This window comes from Methylophilus sp. E2MeOHC9 (assembly GCF_058744375.1).
Genome location: NZ_CP196024.1, coordinates 1422497 through 1445459 on the forward strand (window position 1 = coordinate 1422497; position 22963 = coordinate 1445459).

Here is a 22963-nt window from a genome sequence, read left to right on the forward strand (position 1 = left end):
CATTCCCTTATGGTTGAACCAAATCCGAACCGATGAAACGTTCGATTTGCAATACACTGAAAAAATAATCGAATTTGGCAATCAGATAGTCACGCTTGACATCACGATTGACGCGTTGCGCATCAAGGAATTCCAGGATGCCGCGTTCTCCGAATTTATAGGCTGCTTCTGCACGGCTCAAGGTCGCTTCAGATTGCTGTAATAAGCCATTCTCGAATATTTTGAGCTGGTTACTCGCAATGACATTGCGCTGATAGGCACTGTCAATCTCTTTACGTAATACCTGTTGTTGCAGGCGAATATTGGCGTCCGCTTCGTCTATGCCTGCGGCTGCCTGTGCGATCTGGCCTTCACGCCTGTTCCACACCGGCAAAGGCAAGACCACGCCTACTCTTAAAGTATTCAGGTCGGGATCCTGGGTGAAGTCCGACTTCAGCGTCACCCCGGGAAAGCGTAGTGCCTTTTCCAGCTTGAGCTTGGCTTCTGCACCATCTTTGGCGGTGATCAATTGTTGCAAATAAGGATTGTTGTCTGCAGCTTGCCTAAGCTCGTTAATGCTGGGCAGGGGGGCAATGGTTGGTAATGCAGGCTTGATCTCAAAATCATCCGGCATATTGCCTATCATGCCGCGCAAAATGGCTTTTGATTCATCGATACGTGTTTGCGCACTGGCGTAGTCGCGTTCCGCGACCAGCAGCTCGGTATCGGCTTTGATCAATTCGTAGCGCGCAGCTTCGCCAATCTCGACTTTGCGTTTTACCTTGGCTTGGATTTGTTTCAATACCGCCAGGTTGGCGCTAAACATTTCCAATACTTGCTGGCGTAGCAAAACGCCGAGGTACGCTAGCTTGATTTGGTTACGCAAATCGAAACTGGTGGTGTGTATGCCTTTTTCAGCAAAGGTGAATTGCTGTTCGGCCAGTTCACGGCGTGATGCACGGGTGCCGGGAAAATCCAGCATTTGTGAAACGGTCACACCGTAGTTTCTTTCGGTGGCCCCTGGTGTTGCTACACCACGATATCTGGCGGGTCCGGCCATTAATTCAAGGTCCGGGTTATAAAATGCCCTGGCAGTCGTGATGCCAGCGGCGGCAGCTTCAGTCTGCGCTTTGCTGGCTGCCATCATCGGGTTTTCGGCGACGGCTTTGTCCAGCAGGGTTTTCAGGTCAAACGTAGGTTCAGCAAACGCTAATGGCGATATCAGGCAAGACAACCACAGTAGCCTGCAAGCGTTTCGCCAGCGGATATGACTTAACATAACAATCCTTCTCAGATGACTTTGCCCATCATGACATAGCCACCTTAATTAATAATTAAAATTACACTCTGACAGCAAGGCTGAAAGAGGGAGGAAAGTGCTAAGCGAGTTGGGGCGGCCGGTCTAGCCAGAACGGAAAGAGAATATGATAAGCAGGTAAGTGGTGTTCAGGCGCGTGATGGCTGGTTCGGCGTAAAGGATAGCTATACGCTGGCAAAGTGATTTTATCGACATCGACCTCAGGGACTGCAAGCATGTCGACAAAGCCGATCACCTCAACAAAGTCCGCAGATAAGGAGTCATCAATCGCATTGGAGAGAATCACCCCTAAGGTACCCGTTTCTAGCAACGTCGTTGTGTCTATCGGTTCAGCAGCAGTTGTCTGCAAGGCGAACACTAAACACAACAAATGTAGTAAATAAAAAATTTTTTGCATGTACAAAATCACGACTGGCTATGATTGCTCTTTATAACTACAAAGTTAGCAATTACCGTACCAGCGATGAGTGTGTGGATAACCTATTGATTTAAATGCTTTAATGAAGCCAGCTGTCAATGCGAGCTCCGGATGAAGCGATGAATGCACCTTTAAAGTGCAAAACCACAGCGACATTATAGTGGATGTCGCTGTGGTCGCATAGTTTCAATCGGCCTAATCCGGGAATCAGGCTGAAATGGTTTCTTCTTTAAAGATCAGTTTGATCTGATCATTTTCATCGATATCAATGTGGACCTGACCACCCTCATTCAGGCGACCAAACAATAACTCGTCGGCCAGTGCCTTGCGGATAGTATCCTGAATCAGGCGTGCCATTGGTCGTGCACCCATCAATGGGTCAAAGCCTTTTCTGCCCAGGTAGGCTTTGAGCTCATCACTGAATGTGACATCGACTTTTTTCTCGTGCAGCTGATCTTCCAGCTGCATAAGGAATTTGTCGACCACGCGCAAGATGATTTCCTGATTGAGCGCACCGAATGACACCGTCGCATCCAGGCGGTTACGGAACTCAGGGCTAAACAAGCGTTTGAGATCCGCAGCCTCGTCCGTCACGTCTTTACTGTTGGTAAAGCCGATGCTGGCTTTGGACAGGTTTTCAGCTCCCGCATTGGTGGTCATGATAATGGTCACATTGCGGAAATCTGCTTTGCGGCCATTGTTATCGGTCAAGGTACCATGATCCATCACTTGCAGCAGGATGTTGAAAATATCCGGGTGCGCTTTTTCAATTTCGTCTAACAGCAAGACGCAATATGGTTGTTTGGTGACAGCTTCAGTCAACAAACCGCCCTGGTCAAAACCAACATAGCCTGGAGGCGCACCGATTAAGCGTGATACCGCATGGCGTTCCATGTATTCAGACATGTCAAAGCGTAGCAATTCAATGCCCAGTACATAGGCCAGTTGTTTGGCGACTTCTGTTTTACCGACACCGGTAGGGCCGGCAAACAGGAAGCTACCAATCGGTTTATTACCGTTGCCTAAACCACTGCGTGCCATTTTGACGGCTGAAGCCAGTACATCAATCGCTTTATCCTGGCCAAATACCACAGCTTTCAAATCGCGTTCCAGGGTTTTCAATGCGTTGCGGTCATCGGTAGAAATATTTTTGGGCGGAATACGCGCAATCTTGGCAATGATTTCTTCAATCTCTTTGTTGCCAATGATTTTCTTCTGTTTGCTTTTCGGCAGAATACGTTGCGCGGCACCAGCCTCATCAATCACGTCAATCGCCTTATCCGGCAAGTGGCGGTCATTGATGTATTTCGCAGATAATTCTGCAGCCACAGTCAATGCGCTGGCACTGTATTTCACGCTGTGATGCTCTTCAAACCTGGTTTTCAGGCCTTTCAGAATCTCAATGGTTTCGGCCACGCTAGGTTCAGCCACGTCAATTTTCTGGAAGCGGCGTGACAGGGCGTGATCTTTTTCAAAGATACCGCGGTATTCCTGATACGTGGTCGCGCCTATGCATTTGAGCGAGCCATTGGATAACGCCGGTTTCAGCAGGTTGCTGGCATCTAAAGTGCCGCCGCTGGCTGAACCCGCGCCGATCAGGGTGTGGATCTCATCAATGAACAGGATTGCTTCCGGTTTTTCTGCCAGTTGTTTCATAACAGCTTTGAGGCGTTGCTCAAAGTCACCACGGTATTTAGTGCCCGCCAGCAATGCGCCCATGTCCAGGGAGTAGACCGTAGCATCTTGCAGTACTTCGGGGATTTCGCGATTGACAATGCGTGAGGCCAGGCCTTCGGCAATGGCAGTTTTACCCACGCCAGCTTCGCCCACTAACAGCGGGTTGTTTTTCCGGCGGCGGCATAAAGTCTGGATAACGCGTTCCAGTTCCAGGCTGCGGCCGATCAGCGGATCAATTTTTCCGGCAACGACTTGCGCATTCAGGTTGAGCGTAAAGCTTTCCAGCGCGCCTGTAGAAACACTTTCACCTTCGGTTTCCTGTTCGGTATTGCTGGCCTTAGGCTCGCTTTCCTGGATTTTGGCTACGCCATGCGAAATGAAATTCACCACATCCAGGCGGGTCACGCCTTGCTGATGCAGGAAAAATACCGCATGTGAATCTTTTTCACCGTAGATGGCGACCAGCACGTTAGCGCCTGTCACTTCTTTTTTACCGGAGGATTGTACGTGCAGCATGGCACGCTGGATTACGCGCTGGAAGCCGAGCGTCGGTTGCGTATCAACCTCGTCCGTGCCTGCCACAGTGGGCGTGTGTTCTTCAATATATTGGGTCAGCTCGCCGCGTAGCGTATCGAATTTTGCCCCGCAAGCGCGTAGGACTTCTGCGGCAGTTGGGTTGTCCAACATAGCCAGTAACAGATGCTCAACTGTAATCAATTCGTGACGCTTTTGTCTCGCGTCCATAAAAGCCATGTGCAGGCTAACTTCAAGTTCTTGAGCAATCATGATGACTTTCCTTAATCCACTACACTACAAAAATACACTAGGAAAAACGCTACGTTCACAGATGCTATTAATGTACACCCGCGAGTCTGTGTCTGGTTATTAATATCGTGCCTAAATGCAAAAATTTCAATGGTACGTTTGAGCTATTCAGTCAATATTTGCTACATATTTTTTGTGAGGCTGATTCTTTGTTCAATCAGTTGCTTTATCAAACCGCTACCACTACTGATGCTAACACTGCCAGGGTCATTTTGAAGCTTGGGAATGTCGAGCTATTCCCTCGATATTCTCAGAATACACTTAAGAGATACTTAAGCGGCTTCAATCACACATTGCAACGGGTGCTGTGCTTCCTGTGCGGATTCCAGTACCTGATGCATTTTTGTTTCAGCGATGTCTTGCGGGTAGACGCCACATACTCCGGCGCCTTCAGTATGTACTTTGAGCATGATTTGCGTGGCTTGTTCGCGAGATTTGTAAAAAAACCGTTCAATCACGGCGACCACAAACTCCATAGGGGTGTAGTCGTCGTTCAATAACAACACTTTATATAGTTCTGGAGGTTTTGGTTTGGCAATCTGTGGATCCAGAGCCACATCACCATCACGCTTGGGTCGTACCATAATTTTGCATACCTGATCTTAAGTTTATTTTGCGCTTTGTATGAAAAAATTCAAGTGCCAGATGGCGTGGAGATTAAAGATAAATTTTGACCAGCTTGACGATGCGATCCTGTGCGTCCACGATTTCCAGTCTATGCTCACCCAGCTTGAAGCTGGTGTCAGGTTCCGGAATATCTTCAAAATGCTCAAGAATCAAACCGTTCAAGGTACGTGGACCGTCAATCGGCAGAGAGAGTTTCAATTTGCGGTTAATGTCGCGTAACTGGCTGCTGCCATCTACCAGCCAACTGCCATCTTCATTTTGCTGGAAATCCTTGGTCCGCTCAGGCGATTGGGTGGTGAATTCGCCCACCACTTCTTCCAGGATATCTTCCAGCGTCAGCAGGCCCCTGAACTCGCCATACTCATCTACGACCAGCGCAATACGCTCATGGTGTTTCTGGAATTGCTGCAGCTGGGTATACAGCGGTGTGCCGGAGGGAATGTAGTAGGGCGGGCTAATCGCCGCCTGCAATAAGTCTTTTGTCGGCACTCTGCCAATGTAAAAATCACGCAGTAATGGCAATACTTTGCGGACGTTGACGATACCGACTATATCTTCATGGTCGCCTTGCCTGACCGGTAACCTGGAGTGACGGCTATTGGCCAGCTGTTCCATGATCTGGTCTATGGGGTGGTCAAGATCGATAAACTCCACCTGCGTGTGGGCAGTCATGACGTGGTCGACAATGATGTCTTCCAGATCCAGCAGGTTGAGCAGGATGGTGCGATTTTGTGTAGGGATGTATTGCCCGGCGTCGCTGACGATGCTGCGTAACTCATCCGTGGTCACCGATTGCGCCTGATCAAAGTTGACGCGTACGCCCAGCAGCTTCACGAAGGCTTTGACGAACAGATTGACAAACCAGACGACCGGGTTAAATAACCAAATCAGTGGATAGAGTAGATAGCTGGTCGCGTAGGCGAGTTTTTCTGCATGCGCGGCAGCAATGACTTTGGGTGAAATTTCGCTGAATACCAGGATGGCAAAAGTAATCGCCAGCGAACCCCACATCAGCACGTAGTCGCCTTCGCCAAACAGTCGCTCGGAAATGATCACTTCCAGCGTCGAGGAGCCTACGATACAAAAAGTGTTGCCAAGTAAGATCGCGCCCAGGGTTTTGTCAGTTTGTGCAAGCAGGCGGCTGGCGAGTTTGGCGCCGCGATGGCCTTCTTTCGCCATGTGTCGCATGCGGTAACGGTTGAGCGACATCAGGCTGGTTTCGGCGATAGAAAAAAACGCCGTGAGTGACAGTAGCAGAAGTAATAAGCCTATCTGCCAGCTTAAGGGAATATTGTCCAAGGGAGTGGGGCTGAAAACAAGAAGCCACTAGTGTACCCACCAGTGGCTAAAAATCAAGGGAAACCCGTAATGTACTATTTGTACATGGCGGTTTATATGTTCCATATGCCTTGTACTTCAACCGCTCGCTCACTGATCACGAGCTTCCGTGAATGCTAAATGCTTAAGGAGCCAGTGCCGCTTCGTCTTCTTTAGGCTTTTTCTCAGAGTCACCAATCAGGTTGGCGCGGCTAACACCCAGCCACATGGCGATTGGGCAGGCAACCAAAACTGAAGAGTAAATACCGAACAAAATACCAATGGTCAGCGCCAGTGAAAAATTATGCAAGGTTTCGCCGCCAAAAAACAGCATGGAGCAGACCATGGTTTGGGTCATCAAGTGGGTGATGATGGTACGTGACATGGTGCGGGTGATCGCGTTATCAATCACTTGTACAGAAGTCGCTTTACGCATTTTCTTGAAGTTTTCACGTACGCGGTCAAACACCACCACGGATTCATTCACCGAGTAACCGAGCACCGCCAGAATCGCCGCGAGTACCGTCAGGTTGAATTCCCACTGGAAAAAAGCAAAGAAGCCGAGAATGATGATGACATCATGCATGTTGGCGATAATCGCTGCCACCGCAAAGCGCCACTCAAAGCGCAATGCCAGGTAACCCATGATGCCTGCACACACCAGCAGCAAAGCCAGGGCGCCGTTTTCATAGAGCTCTTCACCCACTTGCGAGCCTACAGACTCCACACGGCGAATCTCAGCGCCACTATCCGCATTCTTCAATGAACTGGAGATTTTTTCTGACAATTGCGCAATGGATAATTCTTTTTTGACCGGCAGGCGGATCAGCACGTCCTGGCTGGAGCCAAAGTTTTGCACCGTGACATCTTTTAAACCAGTTTCATCGATCACTTCGCGGATTTTGCTGATGTCGGCCGTGGTCGGGTAGTGCACTTCCATCACTGTGCCGCCGGTAAAATCCACCCCGTAATGCAAGCCCCTATGCATCAGGAAGAAGATCGCCAATATAAAAGTGATCAGCGAAATCGAGGTAGTCAGACGCCCGTAACTCATAAACGGGATGTCTTTTTTAATTCTGAATAATTCCATAATCTGTTCTCAAATAGGTTGTGACAGCAATCACTCGGGGATCGGTTAACCGATCGGCAGGCGCTCGATCTTGCGGCGATAGCCGTACAAGAGGTTGACGATCGCACGAGAGACCAGTACAGCGCTAAACATTGAAGTCATGATGCCCAGTACGTGCACCACTGCAAAGCCTTTGATCGGGCCGGTACCAAACATGAACAGCGCCAGGCCAGCAATCAGGGTGGTGACGTTAGAGTCGAGAATGGTGTCAAACGCGCGGTCGTAACCAGCGTGGATGCTGGCCTGCGGTGTATTGCCATTACGCAATTCTTCACGGATACGCTCGTTGATCAGCACGTTGGCATCAATCGCCATGCCTAACGCCAGTGCAATCGCAGCCAGGCCAGGCAGGGTCAATGTGGCTTGCAACATGGAAAGGATAGCCACCAGCAGCAATAGGTTGACGCCCAATGCCATCACAGACACACCACCAAACACCATGTAATAGATAATCATCATCACGGCAATCGCGGCAAAGCCCCACAACGTTGAGTGCACGCCACGCTTGATGTTTTCTTCACCCATGCTAGGGCCAACGGTACGTTCTTCAATGATTTCCATCGGCGCTGCCAGTGCACCTGCACGCAGCAGCAATGAAATGTCTGTCGCCTCCTGAGCGTTCGCCATGCCGGAGATTTGCACGCGGCCGCCGCCGATTTCTTCATTGATCACCGGTGCGGTGATCACTTCGGTACTGCCTTTTTCAATCAGCAAAATCGCCATGCGTTTGCCGACATTCTCGCGGGTCACGTTTTTGAAGATACCAGCGCCGCGGCCATCCAGGGTCACGTTTACCACTGAAGAGCCATTCTGGCCATTCACGCCAGGGCCGGCATCGGTAATACGGTCACCCGTCAGCACGACGCTTTTCTTAACCAGGACCGGACGGCCATCACGGTCAAAATACAGCTCGTCACCAAATGGCACCTGGCCGCTTTGCGCTTTCTGCAAAGTCGCCATATCGGCTTTTTCTTCATCGATCATGCGGATTTCCAGCGTCGCGGTGCGACCCAGGATTTCCTTGGCTTTTGCCGTATCCTGCACGCCAGGCAACTGCACCACAATCCGGTCTACGCCTTGCTGTTGCACGATAGGCTCGGCCACACCCAGTTCATTGATCCGGTTATGTAGCGTTTGCAGGTTTTGCTTGAGCGCAAACTCCTGAATGCGCTTTTGCGCCATGGCGCTCATGCTGGCGGTCACGCTGAACTCTTTATCGCCGCCAGAAATCTTATAAGTCAGGTCTGAGAACTCTTTTGCCAGCAAATTGCGGGCTTTAGTCGCTTCAGCCTCAGATTCAAATTTTACGATCACGACCTGGCTTTGACGCTCGATACCGTAGTAATTGATTTTCTCCTTACGCAAAGACATACGGAAATCACCAACAGTGCTTTCAGCCGCTTTATCCAGCGCCGCCTTCATATCCACTTGCAGCAGGAAATGCACACCGCCGCGCAAATCCAGGCCCAGATACATAGGCTTGGCGCCTATGCTTTGCAGCCAGTTCGGCGTTTGCGGCACCAGGTTAAGCGCTACGGTGTAGTCTTTGCCCAGGGTAGACACCAGTTTGTCTTTTGCCAGTAGTTGCGTATCCGTACTGGCCAGGCGTACTTTTACCCCGCTGGTATCCAGAAACAAGCCATCAAAAGGGATTTTTGCCTGCGTTAAAGTGTTTTCCACTTTTTGCAGCAGACTCTCGTCTACCTTGAGCGAGCTTTTAGCCGGGCTGATCTGCACCGCTGGCGATTCCCCGAAAAAGTTGGGGATGGTGTACAGCAAACCAATGACAATGACTGTGCCAATCAGCACGTATTTCCATAATGGATAACGGTTCATAAAAAACTCTTATACGGAATAAAGGACTGGAGAATGGTCACTTGTAATTAAATGGACTTGATTGTGCCTGGGGGCAGCAACGTTTGTACGGTGTGTTTTTGTACATTGACGACAGTATTGGCTGCGATTTCAATGCTGATGAAGCTCTCACCGACTTTGGTCACTTTGCCGACGATACCACCGGTAGTCGCGACTTCATCACCAGCTTTCAATGTTTCCAGCATGGATTTATGTTGTTTTGCCTGTTTGACTTGTGGACGAATCAGCATGAAATAGAACAACACAAAAATCACGATCATAGGCACAAAGCTCATGATATCGCTGGTTGTTGCAGTGGCTGCATAGGCGTTGCTAATCAACATATTTTTTCTTCCTGAATCAATCTACGAAATAACACGCGATTTTAGCACAGGCAGGAGAAGAATGAGCGAGCGCGGAGAAGAGGGTGTAAGGATGCTAATTTAAATAATTATTTTGGGTTAGTTGTTTTTAGGCGAGATCAGTTTTTGAGAGCGGGTTTTTTGCTTTGTCATTTGTCAGATTAAAACGAGATTTTCGGTGCGTCATTCTGGCGGAGGGTTTAGCAGGTGTTTCAAAGAGCATGCTCTTTGCCTGCGAAACGACTGGCTTATGCAGAAGCCAGTGCGCCTTTCAAGGGAGAATCCAGTCAAGGATGATGCTTAGCTTGGTTGCAATAAAAAGCAAGTGTCGCCCTTGTTGATAGTTGTAATCGGTATTTCTTTGGATGGTTAAGCATTCGATGTTGGTGCTTTATTGCACCATTCTTTTTCGCCCCTAGGCGAGTGACTTTTCTTTGCTTGCCCAAAGAATAAGTCACCAAAAGAAAGGGCACCCTAGCTTCCGCTTATTTCCTGCGTTGCTCGTCAACGTGGGCGTCCAGCGAAACTCGCCCTAGCGGCTTGCATACTACGCAAGCCACCGCGGAGCTCAAACAGGCGCTGGCCGACAACTCCCACGCTGACTGCGCTACTCGGCGCGTCAGATAGGGGCCCGTGAAAAGCACCACGCGGTTACTGAAGTGAGAATACGCACATTGCATCCCGCCGACACATTGAAATAAAACAAAGCAAACGGACAAAGCGACCAACAAAATATTTTGTTGGTCGTTTGCTTTAGATCTTGGAAAAATAGCTTAGCGCCCTGAATGCAAAACGGTTAACTAACATTTCATCGTGGTGGGTTTCAACGGGCCCCTATCTGACGCGCCGAGTAGCGCAGACAAAATAAGGAGGAAGGGAGCGACTGTACGAATCCCGCGGTGGCTTGCGGGGTGTGCAAGCCGCTAGGTTGAGTTTCGTGACCGCTTATTTTGGCGAGCAACGCAGGGAACAAGCGGAAGCTAGGGTGTCTTGTTCTTTGCCTTCTTTCTTATGGACAAGCATAAGAAAGAGGGTCGCCTAGAGGCGAAAGGCGATGATTAATATCCGAAAAAATATTAAACATTTCCTGGTCAAAACCCGCTCTGTACAAGATCAGCGCTTCTCCGCACGCTTCCTAGCAAACTCTATCTTAAACGCCTCAAACCTGTTTTCTTCAATCGCCGCCCGCATCCCCTGCATCAAAAACTGATAATAATGCAAGTTATGAATGGTGTTTAAACGTGCGCCCAGAATCTCGCCAATCCGGTACAAGTGGTGCAGATAACTGCGGCTAAAGTTGCGACAGGTATAGCATTCGCACTCATCATCCAAAGGCCGCGTATCCGTTTTATAAGTGGCATTCTTGATTTTAACATCGCCATATTGCGTAAACAGCCAGCCGTTACGCGCGTTGCGCGTTGGCATGACGCAATCAAACATATCGATGCCATAACTCACTGCGTCCACCAGATCTTCCGGCGTGCCTACGCCCATCAGGTAACGCGGTTTGTCTTTGGGCATTTGTGGTGCGGTATGCGCCAAAATGCGCAGCATGTCTTCTTTGGGTTCGCCGACTGACAGGCCGCCAATCGCGTAGCCATCAAAGCCTATTTTCTCCAGGCCCTGTCGGGAAACATCGCGCAGGTCTTCAAACATGCCGCCCTGGATAATGCCGAACAAGGCGTTTTTCTGCTGGCTTGCCGTGGCTGGGTGTTCGGTTTCACTTGCTTGCTCAGTTTGTTGTAGCAACTGCTGCACTTCACCTTCGCCGCCTTGCAAGGCCATTGCCTGCGGGATGGTTTGATGTTGGTACACATTAAACGCATCGCGGCTGCGTTGCGCCCAGCGCAGGCTGAGTTCCATCGACTGGCGTGCTTCGTGGTGGGTGGCCGGGTAGGGTGTACATTCGTCAAAAATCATGACGATGTCGCTATTGAGTACGCGCTGGATGCGCATCGATTCTTCCGGGGTGAGGAAGCAGCTGTCACCATTGATGGGTGATTTGAATTTGACACCGGCTTCGCTGATTTTGCGTAAATCGCCCAGGCTCCAGACCTGAAAGCCGCCAGAGTCGGTGAGTATGGGTTGGTTCCAGCCCATGAATTTGTGCAGGCCATCGTGTGCAGCGACCACTTCTAAACCTGGGCGCAGCCATAAGTGAAAGGTGTTGCCAAGGACGATATGGGCCTGAATCTCGTTCAGTTCTAATGGCGACATGGCTTTGACGGTGCCGTAAGTGCCCACAGGCATAAATGCCGGGGTCTGGACTTCGCCATGGGGTAAATGAACGGTGCCGCGTCTGGCGAGGCCATCGGTGTTGTGTAGGGAAAACTGCATGAAATGGCGATAAATAGCTGAAATAAATGCGCATTTTATCACAGCGTGATGATGCGTCCGGTGCCTATGTCCGGGCTGTCGTATTGCCCGGCTTCGCTTGCATTTTTTGTGATTGCCCGCAACAATGCACATATTCCTTTATAAAGCTCTTCTATGGCTGAACCACAGACCCGCCTGTCGCGACGTGAAGAACATACCAGTTTGCGTCAGCGTGGTATTTATTTGCTTCCTAATTTATTCACATCTGCTTCTCTGTTCGGTGGCTTCTACGCCATTGTGCAGGCGATGAACCAGCATTTTGAGCAGTCTGCCATTGCGATTTTTATTGCCATGGTTCTGGATGGGCTGGATGGGCGTGTAGCGCGTATGACCAATACGCAGAGTGCATTCGGCGCGGAATATGACAGCCTGGCAGATATGGTCTCATTTGGCGTGGCGCCAGCACTGATTGTGTATGTGTGGGCGTTGCAACCCATGAATAAACTGGGTTGGATCGCTGCATTTATCTACTGTGCCTGTGCCGCCTTGCGCCTGGCGCGGTTCAATACCAAGATCGATGACCCTTTCCAGGATAAACGTTATTTCCAGGGCTTGCCTAGCCCGGCTGCGGCGGCTTTGCTGGCCGGATTTGTCTGGGTGTCTTACGAATACAATATCGATGGGCGCGAGATTTTCTTCGGTGCGGTACAAGTGAAATGGATCGCTTGGTGCCTGACCGTGTTTGCTGCAGGGTCTATGGTGTCTGACCTTAAGTTTTATAGCGGCAAGGATATCAACCTCCGTCATTCAGTGCCTTTTGTCGCGATTCTGGCGGTGATGCTGGCATTCGTGCTGATCTCGTACAGCCCGCCTGAAGTGTTGTTCAGTGTAGTGTTTGTATATACCTTATCGGGATACTACTTATGGACGCGCGATAGAATGGCGGCAAAAAAGAAAACGTAATGCATTCAGAAACAAAAAACGCGTCAATCTGGCGCGTTTTTTGTTTCTGGCGCACTTTATATTGGCGCGGGAATCCTGTTGCACTGTTATAGTCAATTGTGGGGCAAGCAGGTAAAATTCAGGCTACCAGGTTAGGATAAATTCATGGAACAAATTATTATTTTTGATACCACGCTGCGTGATGGGGAGCAAAGCCCGGGCGCTGCGATGACCAAAGAAGAAAAGATCCGCATTGCACGCCAGCTGGAAAAATTGGGTGTAGATGTGATTGAAGCCGGGTTTGCTGCGGCCAGCCCGGGAGACTTTGATGCGATCTCTGAAATCGCCAAAGTGATTAAAACGTCCACCGTATGTTCATTGGCACGCGCCAGTGAAAATGATGTGCGCAGAGCCGGTGAAGCCATCAGGCACGCGGCCAAAGGCCGTATCCATACGTTTATCGCCACCAGCAAGATCCATATGGTGAACAAGCTGCGTATGACTGAAGATCAGGTGGTCGAACGCGCAGTGCAGGCGGTGAAATGGGCGCTTGAATATACGGAAGATGTAGAGTTTTCGGCTGAAGATGCCGTGCGTTCTGAGATGGATTTTCTGATCCGCGTGTTTGAAGCGGTGATTGATGCCGGTGCCAAAACCATCAACGTGCCGGATACGGTCGGTTACAGTATTCCCTCTGTATGGGGCGAACGCATGGCTGAACTGATCAAGCGCGTGAAAGGCGCTGACCAAGTCGTCTGGTCTACCCACTGCCACAACGATCTGGGTATGGCGGTAGCGAACTCCCTCTCAGCCGTGATGAACGGCGCGCGCCAGGTCGAGTGCACCATCAATGGCCTGGGTGAGCGTGCCGGCAACGCCAGCCTGGAAGAGATCGTCATGGCGATCAAAACCCGTAGCGATATTTTCAACCTGACCACCCGCATTGATACTACCCAAATTGTACCTGCGTCCAAGCTGGTTTCAACCATTACCGGCTACCCGGTGCAGCCGAACAAGGCCATTGTCGGTGCCAATGCCTTTGCGCATGAATCCGGCATCCACCAGGATGGCGTGCTCAAGCACCGCGAAACCTATGAAATCATGCGTGCCGAAGATGTGGGCTGGGGTGCCAATAAACTCACCCTGGGCAAATTATCTGGCCGTAATGCTTTCCGTACCCGCTTGAAAGAATTGGGGATTGAACTGGAAAGTGATGACGCACTCAATGCTGCTTTTGCCCGTTTCAAAGAGCTGGCCGATAAAAAGTCAGAAATCTTTGATGAAGACTTGCACGCGCTGGTGAATGACGAAGTGGTGCAAGATACCGCTGAATTGTTCAAGCTGACTTACCTGCAAGTGGCCTCGCAAACCGGGGAAATCCCGCATGCGGTGCTGACACTGAACCGCGATGGCACTGAACAGCGCACGGAAGCCAGCGGCGGTGGTCCGGTGGATGCAACGTTTAAAGCGATTGAAAACGTGGTGAAGAGTGAGACGGAGCTGCTGCTTTACTCGGTGAATAATATTACCAGCGGGACCGATGCGCAGGGTGAAGTCACGGTGCGCCTGGCCAAAGGTGGCCGGGTGGTCAACGGGCAGGGCGCAGATACTGATATCGTGGTGGCTTCAGCCAAGGCCTACCTGAATGCGCTTAACAAACTCTATGCCAAAGTGGAAAAGCTGAATCCACAAGTGGAATGATTCAGATGCGTTAAAGCGCAGTTGTTAGGCTGCGCTTTAACGTTTGAAGATAAATGCGAATAAGTGCTTGATTGCGTTGAATCTCTTGTTCTTCAGGATGATTTCACAAAATCTGTGGCGTCATCCTTAGGGTAAGCAAGGTGTCAGATCGATTTCGCTGAAATGAATATAAGGATGTTGAATGTCGGCTAAGCATCAGTGGCTGTTAATCGTGAGTGCGCTGGCTTGTACTTACCTCATCTGGGGTTCTACCTACCTCGCAATCAAATACGCCATTGAGAGTTTTCCGCCATTTGTCATGGTCGGTGTGCGTTTCACCGTGGCCGGCTCCTTGCTATATCTGACCTTGCGTAGCATGGGTCATGCGGCACCCACGCTGATCCAATGGCGGGGCGCCGCCCTGGTCGGGCTGTTGCTGCCGGTACTGGGCAATGGCACCGTTTCGCATGTGCAACTGCATGTCTCATCCAGCGTGGCGGCCCTGGCGATTGCCACGGCACCGATCTGGATGGCGATTTTTTCCAGCCTGTGGGGGCACAAGATCAGCCGCCGTGAATGGCTGGGCATTGCCATAGGCCTGGTCGGGATCCTGTTATTGAATACCCGCGGCAGCCTGCAGGGCGATTGGCTGAGTGCATTCTTGCTCATGTTTGCCGCCGCTTCGTGGTCGCTGGGCTCGGTGTGGAGCAAGCATATGGCGATGCCAACTGGCCTCATGGGTGCCGCCAGCCAGATGCTCTGTGGCGGCTTGATCGCGCTGGTATTCAGCGCGGCATTTGGCGAGCAATGGCCGGCAGACATTACGGCACGTTCCTGGGCGGCAGTCGCCTTCCTGATCGTGCTTGGCTCCATCGTCGCGTTTTCTGCTTACCATTGGTTGCTGCACAATGTGCGGCCCATGGTGGCGAGCAGTAATACCTTTGTCAATCCGGTAGTCGCCTTTGTGGTCGGCGTATTATTTGCCGATGAGCGGATACACGTCATGGAATATATCGCGCTGGCGGTGATTCTGGTGGGTGTGTTCCTGGTATTAACTTCGACGACAGAAGCTGTGCCCGATGAGCAGATTGTTTAATTAATAGGATTAAAGAAGTGATTGTATGAAACAGAACCTGGCGTTATTTGATTTGGACAACACCCTGCTGGCGGGGGATAGTGACTATAACTGGAGCGTTTTCCTGATTGGCGAAGGCTTGCTCGATGAGCAAACGCACAAAGCGCGCAACGAGCAGTTTTACCTGGATTATAAAAATGGCAATCTGGATATTTATGCTTTCCTTAAGTTCCAGCTACAGCCATTGTCGCAGCATCCAAAAGCCTTTCTGGATGCGCTGCACACCAAGTATATGGCGAATGTGATCCGCCCGATGATGACGCAAAAAGCACAGGCTCTGGTGGATCAGCACAAAGCCAATGGCGATTTGTGCATGGTGATTACTGCTACGAACAGTTTTGTCACCAAACCGATTGCCACCGCCTATGGTATCGAACATCTGATTGGCACCGACCCAGAGTTCGTGGAGGGGAAATTCACTGGTGGCGTGAGTGGTACACCTAGCTTTCAGCAAGGCAAGGTCACACGATTGAATGAATGGCTGGCGGCCAAAGAGCAAACCCTGGCTGATTTTGAAACCAGTTATTTTTATAGTGATTCACACAATGATCTGCCGCTGATGAAACTGGTGACCAATCCAGTGGCGGTAGATGCAGACCCGACTTTGACCAGCTATGCCACCGAGCATGGCTGGCCTATCATCAGCCTGCGTGATTAATCAGCTGCTTTAAAAGCGCAGTGGCGGCTAGCGGGCCGCTATTGCGCGGCGCTCGTTATATGATGAATTGCAGCTTGTGGATTTAAATCTGTTAAACCAGTTAACGGTTTAACACCACATGCAGCACAAAACGGCTACCTATATAAGCCAGCAGCAACAGCACAAAGCCGATCAGTGTCCAGCGCGTGGCAGTTTTGCCACGCCAGCCATATTTAAAACGTCCAAACAGCAGCCAGGCATAGATCAGCCATGACGCAATCGAAAAAACGGTTTTATGGTTGAGTTGCAACGGCTTATCAAAAATCTCTTCACTGAATAGCATACCGCTCACCAGCGTGATGGTCAGTAACACAAAGCCGATATGCAGCACCCTGAATAACAAGGCATCCATCACCATCAATGGTGGAAAGCCAGGCAAAGCCAGCCAGCTGTTTTTCTGGTGTAGTGCGCGTTCTGCCATGCGCATCAGGCAGGCGTGCAGCGCGGCAAAGGTAAACAGGCTGTAAGCGACAATCGCAATCACTATATGCAGGCTAAATAGCGTCAACCCTGTAGCGTTCACGTAATAATCTTTAATGGCAAAGGCCGGCATCAGTACAAACAGGGCCGCTGGCGGCAGCACAAACGCCTGCAAGCTGTGCAAGGCATGCTTGAGGTCGGCAATCCAGTAAATCAGTACTGTGAGCCACAAAATGGCAGACAGCGCGTAATAGACACCCAGGTTGAAGCCGCCCACCGCAAACATATCTCTATACAGCAACCAGCCATGCAAAATCACGCCCAGTGCCACCATGGCGCTATGTAGTTGAAATGACGCCTGTGTTTCACTGGCGGGCTTGTTTTGCCTGGCAATGCGCCAGTAATCCATCGCCACTGCCGTATAGATAAACGCGACTACCAGATAGGGAATAAGATGTTGAATCATGCGCCACATTATGGCAAAACTCGGCGTATTCGCCTAGCATGATGTAAAATCCCTAGCTTATTCAAAGACCTGTTTTAAAGAGAGTTTACCCATGCTGGAAAACCTGACCGGCCGCCTGCAAGGCGTGATTAAAAACCTACGCGGCCAAGCACGTTTAACCGAAGACAATATTGCCGATGCCATGCGCGAAGTGCGGATGGCACTGCTGGAAGCCGATGTCGCCTTGCCGGTGGTGAAAGACTTCATTGCCCGTGTCAAAGAGCGCGCCAATGGCCGTGAAGTATTGCAAAGCCTGACCCCTGGGCAAGCCGTGATCGAAGTCGTCAATGACGAACTCACCGAGTTAATGGGCAAGGCCAATGTCGGCCTCAACCTCGCAGCCGTCCCGCCAGTCGTCATTTTGATGGCAGGTTTGCAGGGCGCGGGTAAAACCACCACTTCCGGCAAACTGGCCAAATTGCTCAAAGAACAAAAGAAAAAGGTATTGCTGGCCAGTGCCGACGTTTACCGCCCGGCTGCGATCACCCAGTTGCAGACCCTGGCAAAACAGCTGGAGATCGATTGCTTCGATAGCAATCCACAGCAAAAGCCGCTTGATATTGCCGCTCAGGTCATGGAGCAAGCCAAAAAGAGCTACTACGATGTGGTGATTTTCGATACGGCAGGCCGCCTGGCGATTGATGAAGCCATGATGGCCGAGATCAAAGACCTGCATGCCTTATTAAAGCCGACTGAAACCCTGTTCGTGGTCGACGCCATGCAAGGCCAGGATGCCGTCAATACCGCCAAAGCCTTTGGCGAAGCCCTGCCACTCACCGGCGTCATCGTCACCAAGCTGGATGGTGATTCACGTGGTGGTGCCGCCTTATCCGTGCGCCATGTCACCGGTCAGCCAATCAAGTTTATCGGCGTCAGCGAAAAAGTAGATGGCCTGGAGCCCTTCCACCCTGACCGTATGGCGGGCCGTATCCTCGGCATGGGCGATGTACTGAGCCTGATTGAAGAAGCGCATAAAAAAGTCGATCTCGACGAAGCGAAAAAAGTCGCCGACAAATTAAAGTCCGGCGCCAAGTTCGACCTCAACGACTTCAAGTCGCAAATGCTGCAAATGCGCAAAATGGGCGGCATGGCCTCGCTGATGGACAAAATGCCTTCGCAGATCGCTGGCATGGCGCAAAAAATCAATACCGATGACGTAGATAAATCCTTGCGCCGTATTGAAGGCATCATCAATAGCATGACGCCGGATGAGCGCAGCAAGCCAGAGCTCATCAAGGCTACACGCAAAAAACGCATTGCGGCCGGTAGCGGCGTGCAGGTGCAAGACGTGAACCGCCTGCTGAACCAGTTTGAAGAAACGCAAAAAATGATGAAAATGTTCAGCAAAGGCGGCATGGCCAAGATGATGCGCGGCATGGGCGGCATGATGGGCGGTAAATTCCCGGGGATGTAAGGTCATGAAAACAGGATTCTGTCAAAATAAACTTTTTATACAAAAAAGCAAAAACAGCATTGACCAATCCTCGTAAATCCCCCATAATCGCGTTCTTTCAAATTTGACGCAAAACAGCGCAGCAGACAAGAAAACATTGGGGTGTTAGCTCAGCTGGTAGAGCAGCGGACTTTTAATCCGTTTGTCGTGGGTTCGATCCCCGCACACCCTACCAAAATATAAAAGACGGCTTGCAGAAATGTGAGCCGTTTTTCTTTTCTCAATAGAAAACAGTGTTTGAGATTTCAGTTTTTCAGCATTACGCAAATTTCAAAAAACCGTAGTTGATTTTCAGAATTCCAGCTTTCAGGATTTTGAGCCAGTTGGCACCCTAGCAACTTCAAAAGTTTACCCATCTGTAGCCCCAAACCCCGCTCATAGTCTCGTGCCTTGAGCCATAGCCTGACAATCACAGGCTGGCTGATACAAAGGTAATCCCTGCGGGAAACATTGGCCGCTATGTTGGTTTAGTGTGGGTGCTTAGATTTATAAAGGTGGGAGTTGCTAGCGTGATAAGGTAGGCTTCATTGAGGAAATCGAGCAAGTTAACGCTGATGAATGGCCTAAAAGTCAGCCAAATGGGGAACACATAAATATGTTCCTACCTTACAGATGATTTGTGACTTTAGCTTTATCAAATAATCCTAGTTCTGTCAGTACCATTTCAACAGCTGCCTTAGCTTCTGATGAGGTGCAATTAAATACTTCACCAAATGGTGCGTCGATGTCTAAATACTTTGCAAGAAATTTGTGCGCGGCAGTCTCGACGTTGACGGCGTCTTCAATGTAATACGCAATTTTGAAATCCCATTTACCCAATCCTTGCACATACCGTCGATACTTTGTAATCCGCTTTTCAAGCGTACTGCTCATGCGCGTGACTGAGCTTCTTTCTGTGCTTGAAAGAGTGGGTAAGCTACTTCTTAGTTTTTCCAAATGAGATTCAGCTAATGCCACATCTTTTTCTATAGGTAATGCATTGCCACCAGGGCATTTAACTCCGCATTTCGCATGCTGTGGAACCAATCCCATAATGTTTATCAAACGCCCCCCGCAGATTTGGCAAGTGACCTTTCTTTCAAACCACATATCATTAATGTCTTTGAGCCGATCTGCGACATCATTAACACCTATGCTAGATGTGCCTATTTTTACTCTTTGAGCAATTAAGTTTTCTAAAATATAAACAGAACCTTTGGGATACGGAAGTGGCATATTTCTATCAAGATGATTCTACTTATTCAGATATTTAAACAAAGCCATTAATAAGTCTACAATTAGAGTAGCGAATCTACGTATCTCTGCATTAATATTTCCGATACAGTCAGATAAGTCATAAAATTAAAATCAGATTCGGGTAGGAACTTTAAAACACGAATTTACTAGAATGATATTTCAGGCACTATAATTATTGTTAGCCATTCAGGGAGAAAGTATGTCTAGAAATACGGATAACGTGTTGCGTATTCTCAAAGCAGGCGGAAATATTATTGTAGATGGCAAAGGTCGCAATACAGAAAACATTCTTCGCATAGTAAAGCTGGCGGTCGAATTGAATAAAGTCGTCACGTTCAGAAATCTGGATAGCCACAATACCGAAAATATCTTACGTATCGTCAAAGCTGGTGGCGATAATGTGATTTTAGAAGTTTAGTCGTTTCAATTCGAAAAATGGCTAACCATGTGTGAAGTCAATTGGGTTCTTCTTCTTGAGTACGTGAAAGTGATTTTCGCTTGGCCGCCTATCACCCTCGTTATCGTATTTGTGTTTTTTAAGCGGTTTCAGGTATCCATTCAGGGGTTCTTAAATCGTGCTATTGAAGCCAATGTTTTCGGGCAAACCGTCAAGGCAGCACCTCCTGAGGCGCAACGTGAAGTGAAGGGGACATCCGGGGACGCGCTTACTCAAGCTGCAGAAGCTCATTCAGCTGAAGTTTCAGGTGGCACTTTAGATGATGTAACATTGCCTCAAGAGCTTCAAAATGACCCTCAAGCTAGGGTAGCAATCGCTTACGTAACCAACAATCCAATCGATACTGTAATTGAATACAAGAAGCTTTTGTTTAGTTACAACTGCGAACGTCTTTTCAATTCAATCTACGGAACTCAAGTTTCACTTCTAGAACATCTTGCATCACGTCCCACCGAGAGTATCACTCTTCCAGAAGTTTCACCGTTCCATGCTGCTCATCAGGCTCTTATAGGCCGTACCGAATATCAATTGCGAGAATACGTTCATTTCCTGATTGTATTTGAGGTAGTATCGACGGAGGGTGCACCCGAAAGTCAACACTATCGGATTACGCAACACGGTGTCGAATTTCTATCCTACATAAAAGCCAACTATCCATCTGTTTGGAATCAACGTGCGTACTAAAACATGCTTTACGTCCAGTGGACAGATGCAAAGCTAGCCCATAGACGCACGTCTTGAGCTATAGCCACACAATCAGGGGCTGGCTGATGCGACGGGTAATCCCGATGGTAATCGTTGGCCATTATGTTGGCTTGGCGTGGTAAATTGGAGTTGTACAGGCGGGGAGCATTTTGAGTGCATGCTTAGGTGGATAATCTAAAATGGGATTTCATCTTCAACTACGCTTTCAAGATCAGCTTCATTGTCCAATAAAGCTTCTAATAAATTTGACACTCCACTATCGGTATAATCTTCGGACTCTTCCAAAAACTCAAAATCTCCGACTAGGTCATCATCAGAATCAAAATAAGCCATTAACTCATTTTGAGATAGTGAGTCACTTTTAGGTTTGAACAATAACTCTAGTTTTTTAGAAGCATCATAGAAGGAAATTCCATGCTTGTTCAAGATGCTAAAAAAATCATCACTATTAATTGAAGATTCGGTTGCCCCCATCCAATTTCTAATTCCAGCTTCGTATGCAAGAAGCCAATTTGTTCTCCATAATTCTTTAGCATCCAACAAATCCTTAAATTGACTAATGTCTAAATTACTTTCTAAGAGACCAGACATTTGTAAGTCAAATGCCAATATCAGGCATATTGAGCTTTTGCTTTGACTTAACGCTTTGCATGCTTCAGCACTAAGTTTAATGTTTAGTTCTTTAGCCAGCCAAAGTGACCAAGCTATTTCACTATGGTGCTCAAGGTGAGCATGATCTAAAACTAGCCTATTTATCGTCTTTGAAATTCTTTGCTTATCTTGAATATATTCATAGTTATTATATGTACACAAAATTTGTGCAACATCTTGTAATACATTTGGGTGTAGCAATAATGCTCTACATAAATATGCCTCGAAAAGTTCCCAGTTTTGTCTCTTAACAATAACGCCTTTTAGTCGTTTAATTGCATAAACCATGACATTTTCATCATGGTGCTGCTTAGCAGTTCTATTAGATAAGTCAAAGTAATGATTAATTGAGTTTCTTTGCTTTTTGCTTGCAGTATCAAATTTGAATTGTTGTAGTGAATATTTCCAGGTTTCTTCGGATAACTCTTCAACTGAAATTATTTTAGTTTTAACTGAATTTATCTTTAACTCAAAAAAGGACATGGATCCAGAAAGTTTCGTTAATGCATCTTCAGCTTCTGTGTGTGTGTCGAAGAAAAAATAAAAGTCATCAACAAATCTGAAGCCGACAGGTTGCTTTCCGAGTCGTTGGATTAATTCCTCATCAATGGCTGTTCCTATCATTTCGGCAATAATGTGCGATGTATCGGGACCAATCGGAATGCCAATTGTTTGACTCGACTGGCAATGGCCTATCTTCTTATCAAGGAGAATTCCTAAATCATTTTGATGCAAATTTTTCGCATATTGTTTTGGTTTAGCCACATCCTTGCCATCAAGAGACCACCCAATAGTATGCGTATAAATGGTTGGAAAAAACTGAGCTATGTCACTTATTAAAACGTATTTATGTCCTGCTGAAAGAATGATTTTCTTTTCTTGCAGATCTTTGATGGGGGTAAATGAAATGGATCTCTCAACATCTTCTGTTATTTTCGGAGTGCTAAGAGATATGGGAGACTTAGCATAATGTTTTTCTAACTTTTTCCAATTTAAAGAGATCAAATGCGCTAAAAAATATTGAGTAACAGGATTAACAATGCTAGTTAATCTTCTTGAGTGCCCGATTCTGGCGACACTATAAAGCTCAGGTCTTATTGATGAGCATTTTTTCGAATTTAAAGGAGTCTTTTTATTAAAATTAATTGTAACTGCAAGATGTTTACTGCCGAACTTTTCAGCTGAAAAACTTGGAGGAAGCTGAAAAGGAAAAAAGCCTTTTGAAAGTAGCTGTTTAATTTTTATCATATTTTTATTCTA

The 22963-nt window shown here is 48.4% G+C and carries 19 protein-coding genes and 1 tRNA gene; 8 read left to right on the forward strand and 12 right to left on the reverse strand.

Translation table 11 applies throughout. The annotated features are described in order from the left end of the window. Positions 1–7 precede the first annotated feature (7 nt). The 9 genes from ACSSVF_RS06860 to ACSSVF_RS06900 form a co-directional block, all read right to left on the reverse strand. The gene (locus tag ACSSVF_RS06860; protein ID WP_492406167.1) at positions 8–1258 is read right to left on the reverse strand and encodes a TolC family protein; all 1251 of its coding nucleotides are present in this window, start codon (positions 1256–1258) and stop codon (positions 8–10) included. A 100-nt stretch (positions 1259–1358) separates the two neighbouring features. Further along, positions 1359–1694 carry a hypothetical protein gene (locus ACSSVF_RS06865; RefSeq protein ID WP_492406168.1) on the reverse strand — a complete coding sequence of 112 codons (336 nt, stop codon included), beginning with the start codon at positions 1692–1694 and terminating at the stop codon, positions 1359–1361. A gap of 228 nt (positions 1695–1922) precedes the next feature. Beyond that, a complete protein-coding gene (gene clpA, locus ACSSVF_RS06870; RefSeq protein ID WP_492406169.1) occupies positions 1923–4178 on the reverse strand; it encodes an ATP-dependent Clp protease ATP-binding subunit ClpA in 2256 nt (751 codons plus the stop codon). Between the two features lie 311 nt (positions 4179–4489). Beyond that, positions 4490–4801 carry an ATP-dependent Clp protease adapter ClpS gene (gene clpS / locus ACSSVF_RS06875; RefSeq protein WP_492406170.1) on the reverse strand — a complete coding sequence of 104 codons (312 nt, stop codon included), beginning with the start codon at positions 4799–4801 and terminating at the stop codon, positions 4490–4492. 73 nt (positions 4802–4874) lie between these two features. After that, the gene (locus ACSSVF_RS06880) at positions 4875–6143 is read right to left on the reverse strand and encodes an HlyC/CorC family transporter (protein WP_492406171.1); all 1269 of its coding nucleotides are present in this window, start codon (positions 6141–6143) and stop codon (positions 4875–4877) included. Positions 6144–6306: 163 nt separating this feature from the next. Then, positions 6307–7251 (reverse strand): protein translocase subunit SecF, encoded by a 945-nt coding sequence (gene secF, locus ACSSVF_RS06885; RefSeq protein WP_492406172.1) that lies wholly within the window; start codon positions 7249–7251, stop codon positions 6307–6309. Between the two features lie 45 nt (positions 7252–7296). Next, the gene (secD, locus tag ACSSVF_RS06890; RefSeq protein ID WP_492406173.1) at positions 7297–9126 is read right to left on the reverse strand and encodes a protein translocase subunit SecD; all 1830 of its coding nucleotides are present in this window, start codon (positions 9124–9126) and stop codon (positions 7297–7299) included. 47 nt (positions 9127–9173) lie between these two features. After that, complete coding sequence (yajC, locus tag ACSSVF_RS06895) at positions 9174–9488, reverse strand: preprotein translocase subunit YajC (protein WP_379032141.1); 315 nt, start codon at positions 9486–9488, stop codon at positions 9174–9176. Positions 9489–10619: 1131 nt separating this feature from the next. Then, a complete protein-coding gene (locus ACSSVF_RS06900) occupies positions 10620–11843 on the reverse strand; it encodes a tRNA guanosine(34) transglycosylase Tgt (protein WP_492406174.1) in 1224 nt (407 codons plus the stop codon). 153 nt (positions 11844–11996) lie between these two features. Between ACSSVF_RS06900 and pssA the strand changes: the two genes are divergently transcribed. The 4 genes from pssA (at position 11997) to ACSSVF_RS06920 (ending at position 16237) form a co-directional block, all read left to right on the forward strand. Beyond that, a complete protein-coding gene (gene pssA / locus ACSSVF_RS06905) occupies positions 11997–12785 on the forward strand; it encodes a CDP-diacylglycerol--serine O-phosphatidyltransferase (protein ID WP_442584584.1) in 789 nt (262 codons plus the stop codon). A gap of 144 nt (positions 12786–12929) precedes the next feature. Then, a complete protein-coding gene (locus ACSSVF_RS06910) occupies positions 12930–14465 on the forward strand; it encodes a 2-isopropylmalate synthase (RefSeq protein ID WP_492406175.1) in 1536 nt (511 codons plus the stop codon). Positions 14466–14646: 181 nt separating this feature from the next. Further along, positions 14647–15540 carry a drug/metabolite exporter YedA gene (gene yedA, locus ACSSVF_RS06915; protein ID WP_492406176.1) on the forward strand — a complete coding sequence of 298 codons (894 nt, stop codon included), beginning with the start codon at positions 14647–14649 and terminating at the stop codon, positions 15538–15540. A gap of 25 nt (positions 15541–15565) precedes the next feature. Next, positions 15566–16237, forward strand: a complete 672-nt coding sequence (locus tag ACSSVF_RS06920) for a histidinol-phosphatase (protein ID WP_492406177.1) — start codon at positions 15566–15568, stop codon at positions 16235–16237. 100 nt (positions 16238–16337) lie between these two features. Here ACSSVF_RS06920 and ACSSVF_RS06925 read toward each other — a convergent pair whose 3' ends face one another. After that, complete coding sequence (locus tag ACSSVF_RS06925) at positions 16338–17162, reverse strand: cytochrome C assembly family protein (RefSeq protein WP_492406178.1); 825 nt, start codon at positions 17160–17162, stop codon at positions 16338–16340. 91 nt (positions 17163–17253) lie between these two features. On the opposite strand from ACSSVF_RS06925, the gene ffh reads away from it, so the two are divergent. Both ffh and ACSSVF_RS06935 read left to right on the forward strand, forming a co-directional pair. Then, positions 17254–18615: a signal recognition particle protein gene (gene ffh, locus ACSSVF_RS06930; protein ID WP_492406179.1), complete on the forward strand. Its 1362-nt coding sequence runs from the start codon at positions 17254–17256 to the stop codon at positions 18613–18615. A 138-nt stretch (positions 18616–18753) separates the two neighbouring features. Next, a tRNA-Lys gene (locus ACSSVF_RS06935) sits at positions 18754–18829 on the forward strand. A 431-nt stretch (positions 18830–19260) separates the two neighbouring features. Here ACSSVF_RS06935 and ACSSVF_RS06940 read toward each other — a convergent pair. Then, positions 19261–19869 carry a hypothetical protein gene (locus ACSSVF_RS06940; protein ID WP_492406180.1) on the reverse strand — a complete coding sequence of 203 codons (609 nt, stop codon included), beginning with the start codon at positions 19867–19869 and terminating at the stop codon, positions 19261–19263. Between the two features lie 220 nt (positions 19870–20089). Here ACSSVF_RS06940 and ACSSVF_RS06945 point away from each other — a divergent pair, with 220 nt between their 5' ends. Together ACSSVF_RS06945 and ACSSVF_RS06950 are read left to right on the forward strand one after the other, a co-directional pair. Further along, entirely contained in the window at positions 20090–20308 is a 219-nt protein-coding gene (locus tag ACSSVF_RS06945) for a hypothetical protein (RefSeq protein WP_492406181.1), read from the forward strand. Positions 20309–20335: 27 nt separating this feature from the next. Further along, positions 20336–21031 carry a hypothetical protein gene (locus ACSSVF_RS06950; RefSeq protein ID WP_492406182.1) on the forward strand — a complete coding sequence of 232 codons (696 nt, stop codon included), beginning with the start codon at positions 20336–20338 and terminating at the stop codon, positions 21029–21031. Positions 21032–21226: 195 nt separating this feature from the next. Here ACSSVF_RS06950 and ACSSVF_RS06955 read toward each other — a convergent pair whose 3' ends face one another. Continuing rightward, the gene (locus ACSSVF_RS06955) at positions 21227–22951 is read right to left on the reverse strand and encodes an RNA-directed DNA polymerase (RefSeq protein ID WP_492406183.1); all 1725 of its coding nucleotides are present in this window, start codon (positions 22949–22951) and stop codon (positions 21227–21229) included. Positions 22952–22963: the final 12 nt, after the last annotated feature.

Excerpts from the sequence above, each read along its gene's own strand:
- ACSSVF_RS06860 (WP_492406167.1), bottom strand. The coding sequence starts at position 1,258 with ATGTTAAGTCATATCCGCTGGCGAAACGCTTGCAGGCTACTGTGGTTG.
- ACSSVF_RS06865 (WP_492406168.1), bottom strand. The coding sequence starts at position 1,694 with ATGCAAAAAATTTTTTATTTACTACATTTGTTGTGTTTAGTGTTCGCC.
- clpA (WP_492406169.1), bottom strand. The coding sequence starts at position 4,178 with ATGATTGCTCAAGAACTTGAAGTTAGCCTGCACATGGCTTTTATGGAC.
- clpS (WP_492406170.1), bottom strand. The coding sequence starts at position 4,801 with ATGGTACGACCCAAGCGTGATGGTGATGTGGCTCTGGATCCACAGATT.
- secF (WP_492406172.1), bottom strand. The coding sequence starts at position 7,251 with ATGGAATTATTCAGAATTAAAAAAGACATCCCGTTTATGAGTTACGGG.
- secD (WP_492406173.1), bottom strand. The coding sequence starts at position 9,126 with ATGAACCGTTATCCATTATGGAAATACGTGCTGATTGGCACAGTCATT.
- yajC (WP_379032141.1), bottom strand. The coding sequence starts at position 9,488 with ATGTTGATTAGCAACGCCTATGCAGCCACTGCAACAACCAGCGATATC.
- ACSSVF_RS06900 (WP_492406174.1), bottom strand. The coding sequence starts at position 11,843 with ATGCAGTTTTCCCTACACAACACCGATGGCCTCGCCAGACGCGGCACC.
- pssA (WP_442584584.1), top strand. The coding sequence starts at position 11,997 with ATGGCTGAACCACAGACCCGCCTGTCGCGACGTGAAGAACATACCAGT.
- ACSSVF_RS06910 (WP_492406175.1), top strand. The coding sequence starts at position 12,930 with ATGGAACAAATTATTATTTTTGATACCACGCTGCGTGATGGGGAGCAA.
- yedA (WP_492406176.1), top strand. The coding sequence starts at position 14,647 with ATGTCGGCTAAGCATCAGTGGCTGTTAATCGTGAGTGCGCTGGCTTGT.
- ACSSVF_RS06920 (WP_492406177.1), top strand. The coding sequence starts at position 15,566 with ATGAAACAGAACCTGGCGTTATTTGATTTGGACAACACCCTGCTGGCG.
- ACSSVF_RS06925 (WP_492406178.1), bottom strand. The coding sequence starts at position 17,162 with ATGATTCAACATCTTATTCCCTATCTGGTAGTCGCGTTTATCTATACG.
- ffh (WP_492406179.1), top strand. The coding sequence starts at position 17,254 with ATGCTGGAAAACCTGACCGGCCGCCTGCAAGGCGTGATTAAAAACCTA.
- ACSSVF_RS06940 (WP_492406180.1), bottom strand. The coding sequence starts at position 19,869 with ATGCCACTTCCGTATCCCAAAGGTTCTGTTTATATTTTAGAAAACTTA.
- ACSSVF_RS06945 (WP_492406181.1), top strand. The coding sequence starts at position 20,090 with ATGTCTAGAAATACGGATAACGTGTTGCGTATTCTCAAAGCAGGCGGA.
- ACSSVF_RS06950 (WP_492406182.1), top strand. The coding sequence starts at position 20,336 with ATGTGTGAAGTCAATTGGGTTCTTCTTCTTGAGTACGTGAAAGTGATT.
- ACSSVF_RS06955 (WP_492406183.1), bottom strand. The coding sequence starts at position 22,951 with ATGATAAAAATTAAACAGCTACTTTCAAAAGGCTTTTTTCCTTTTCAG.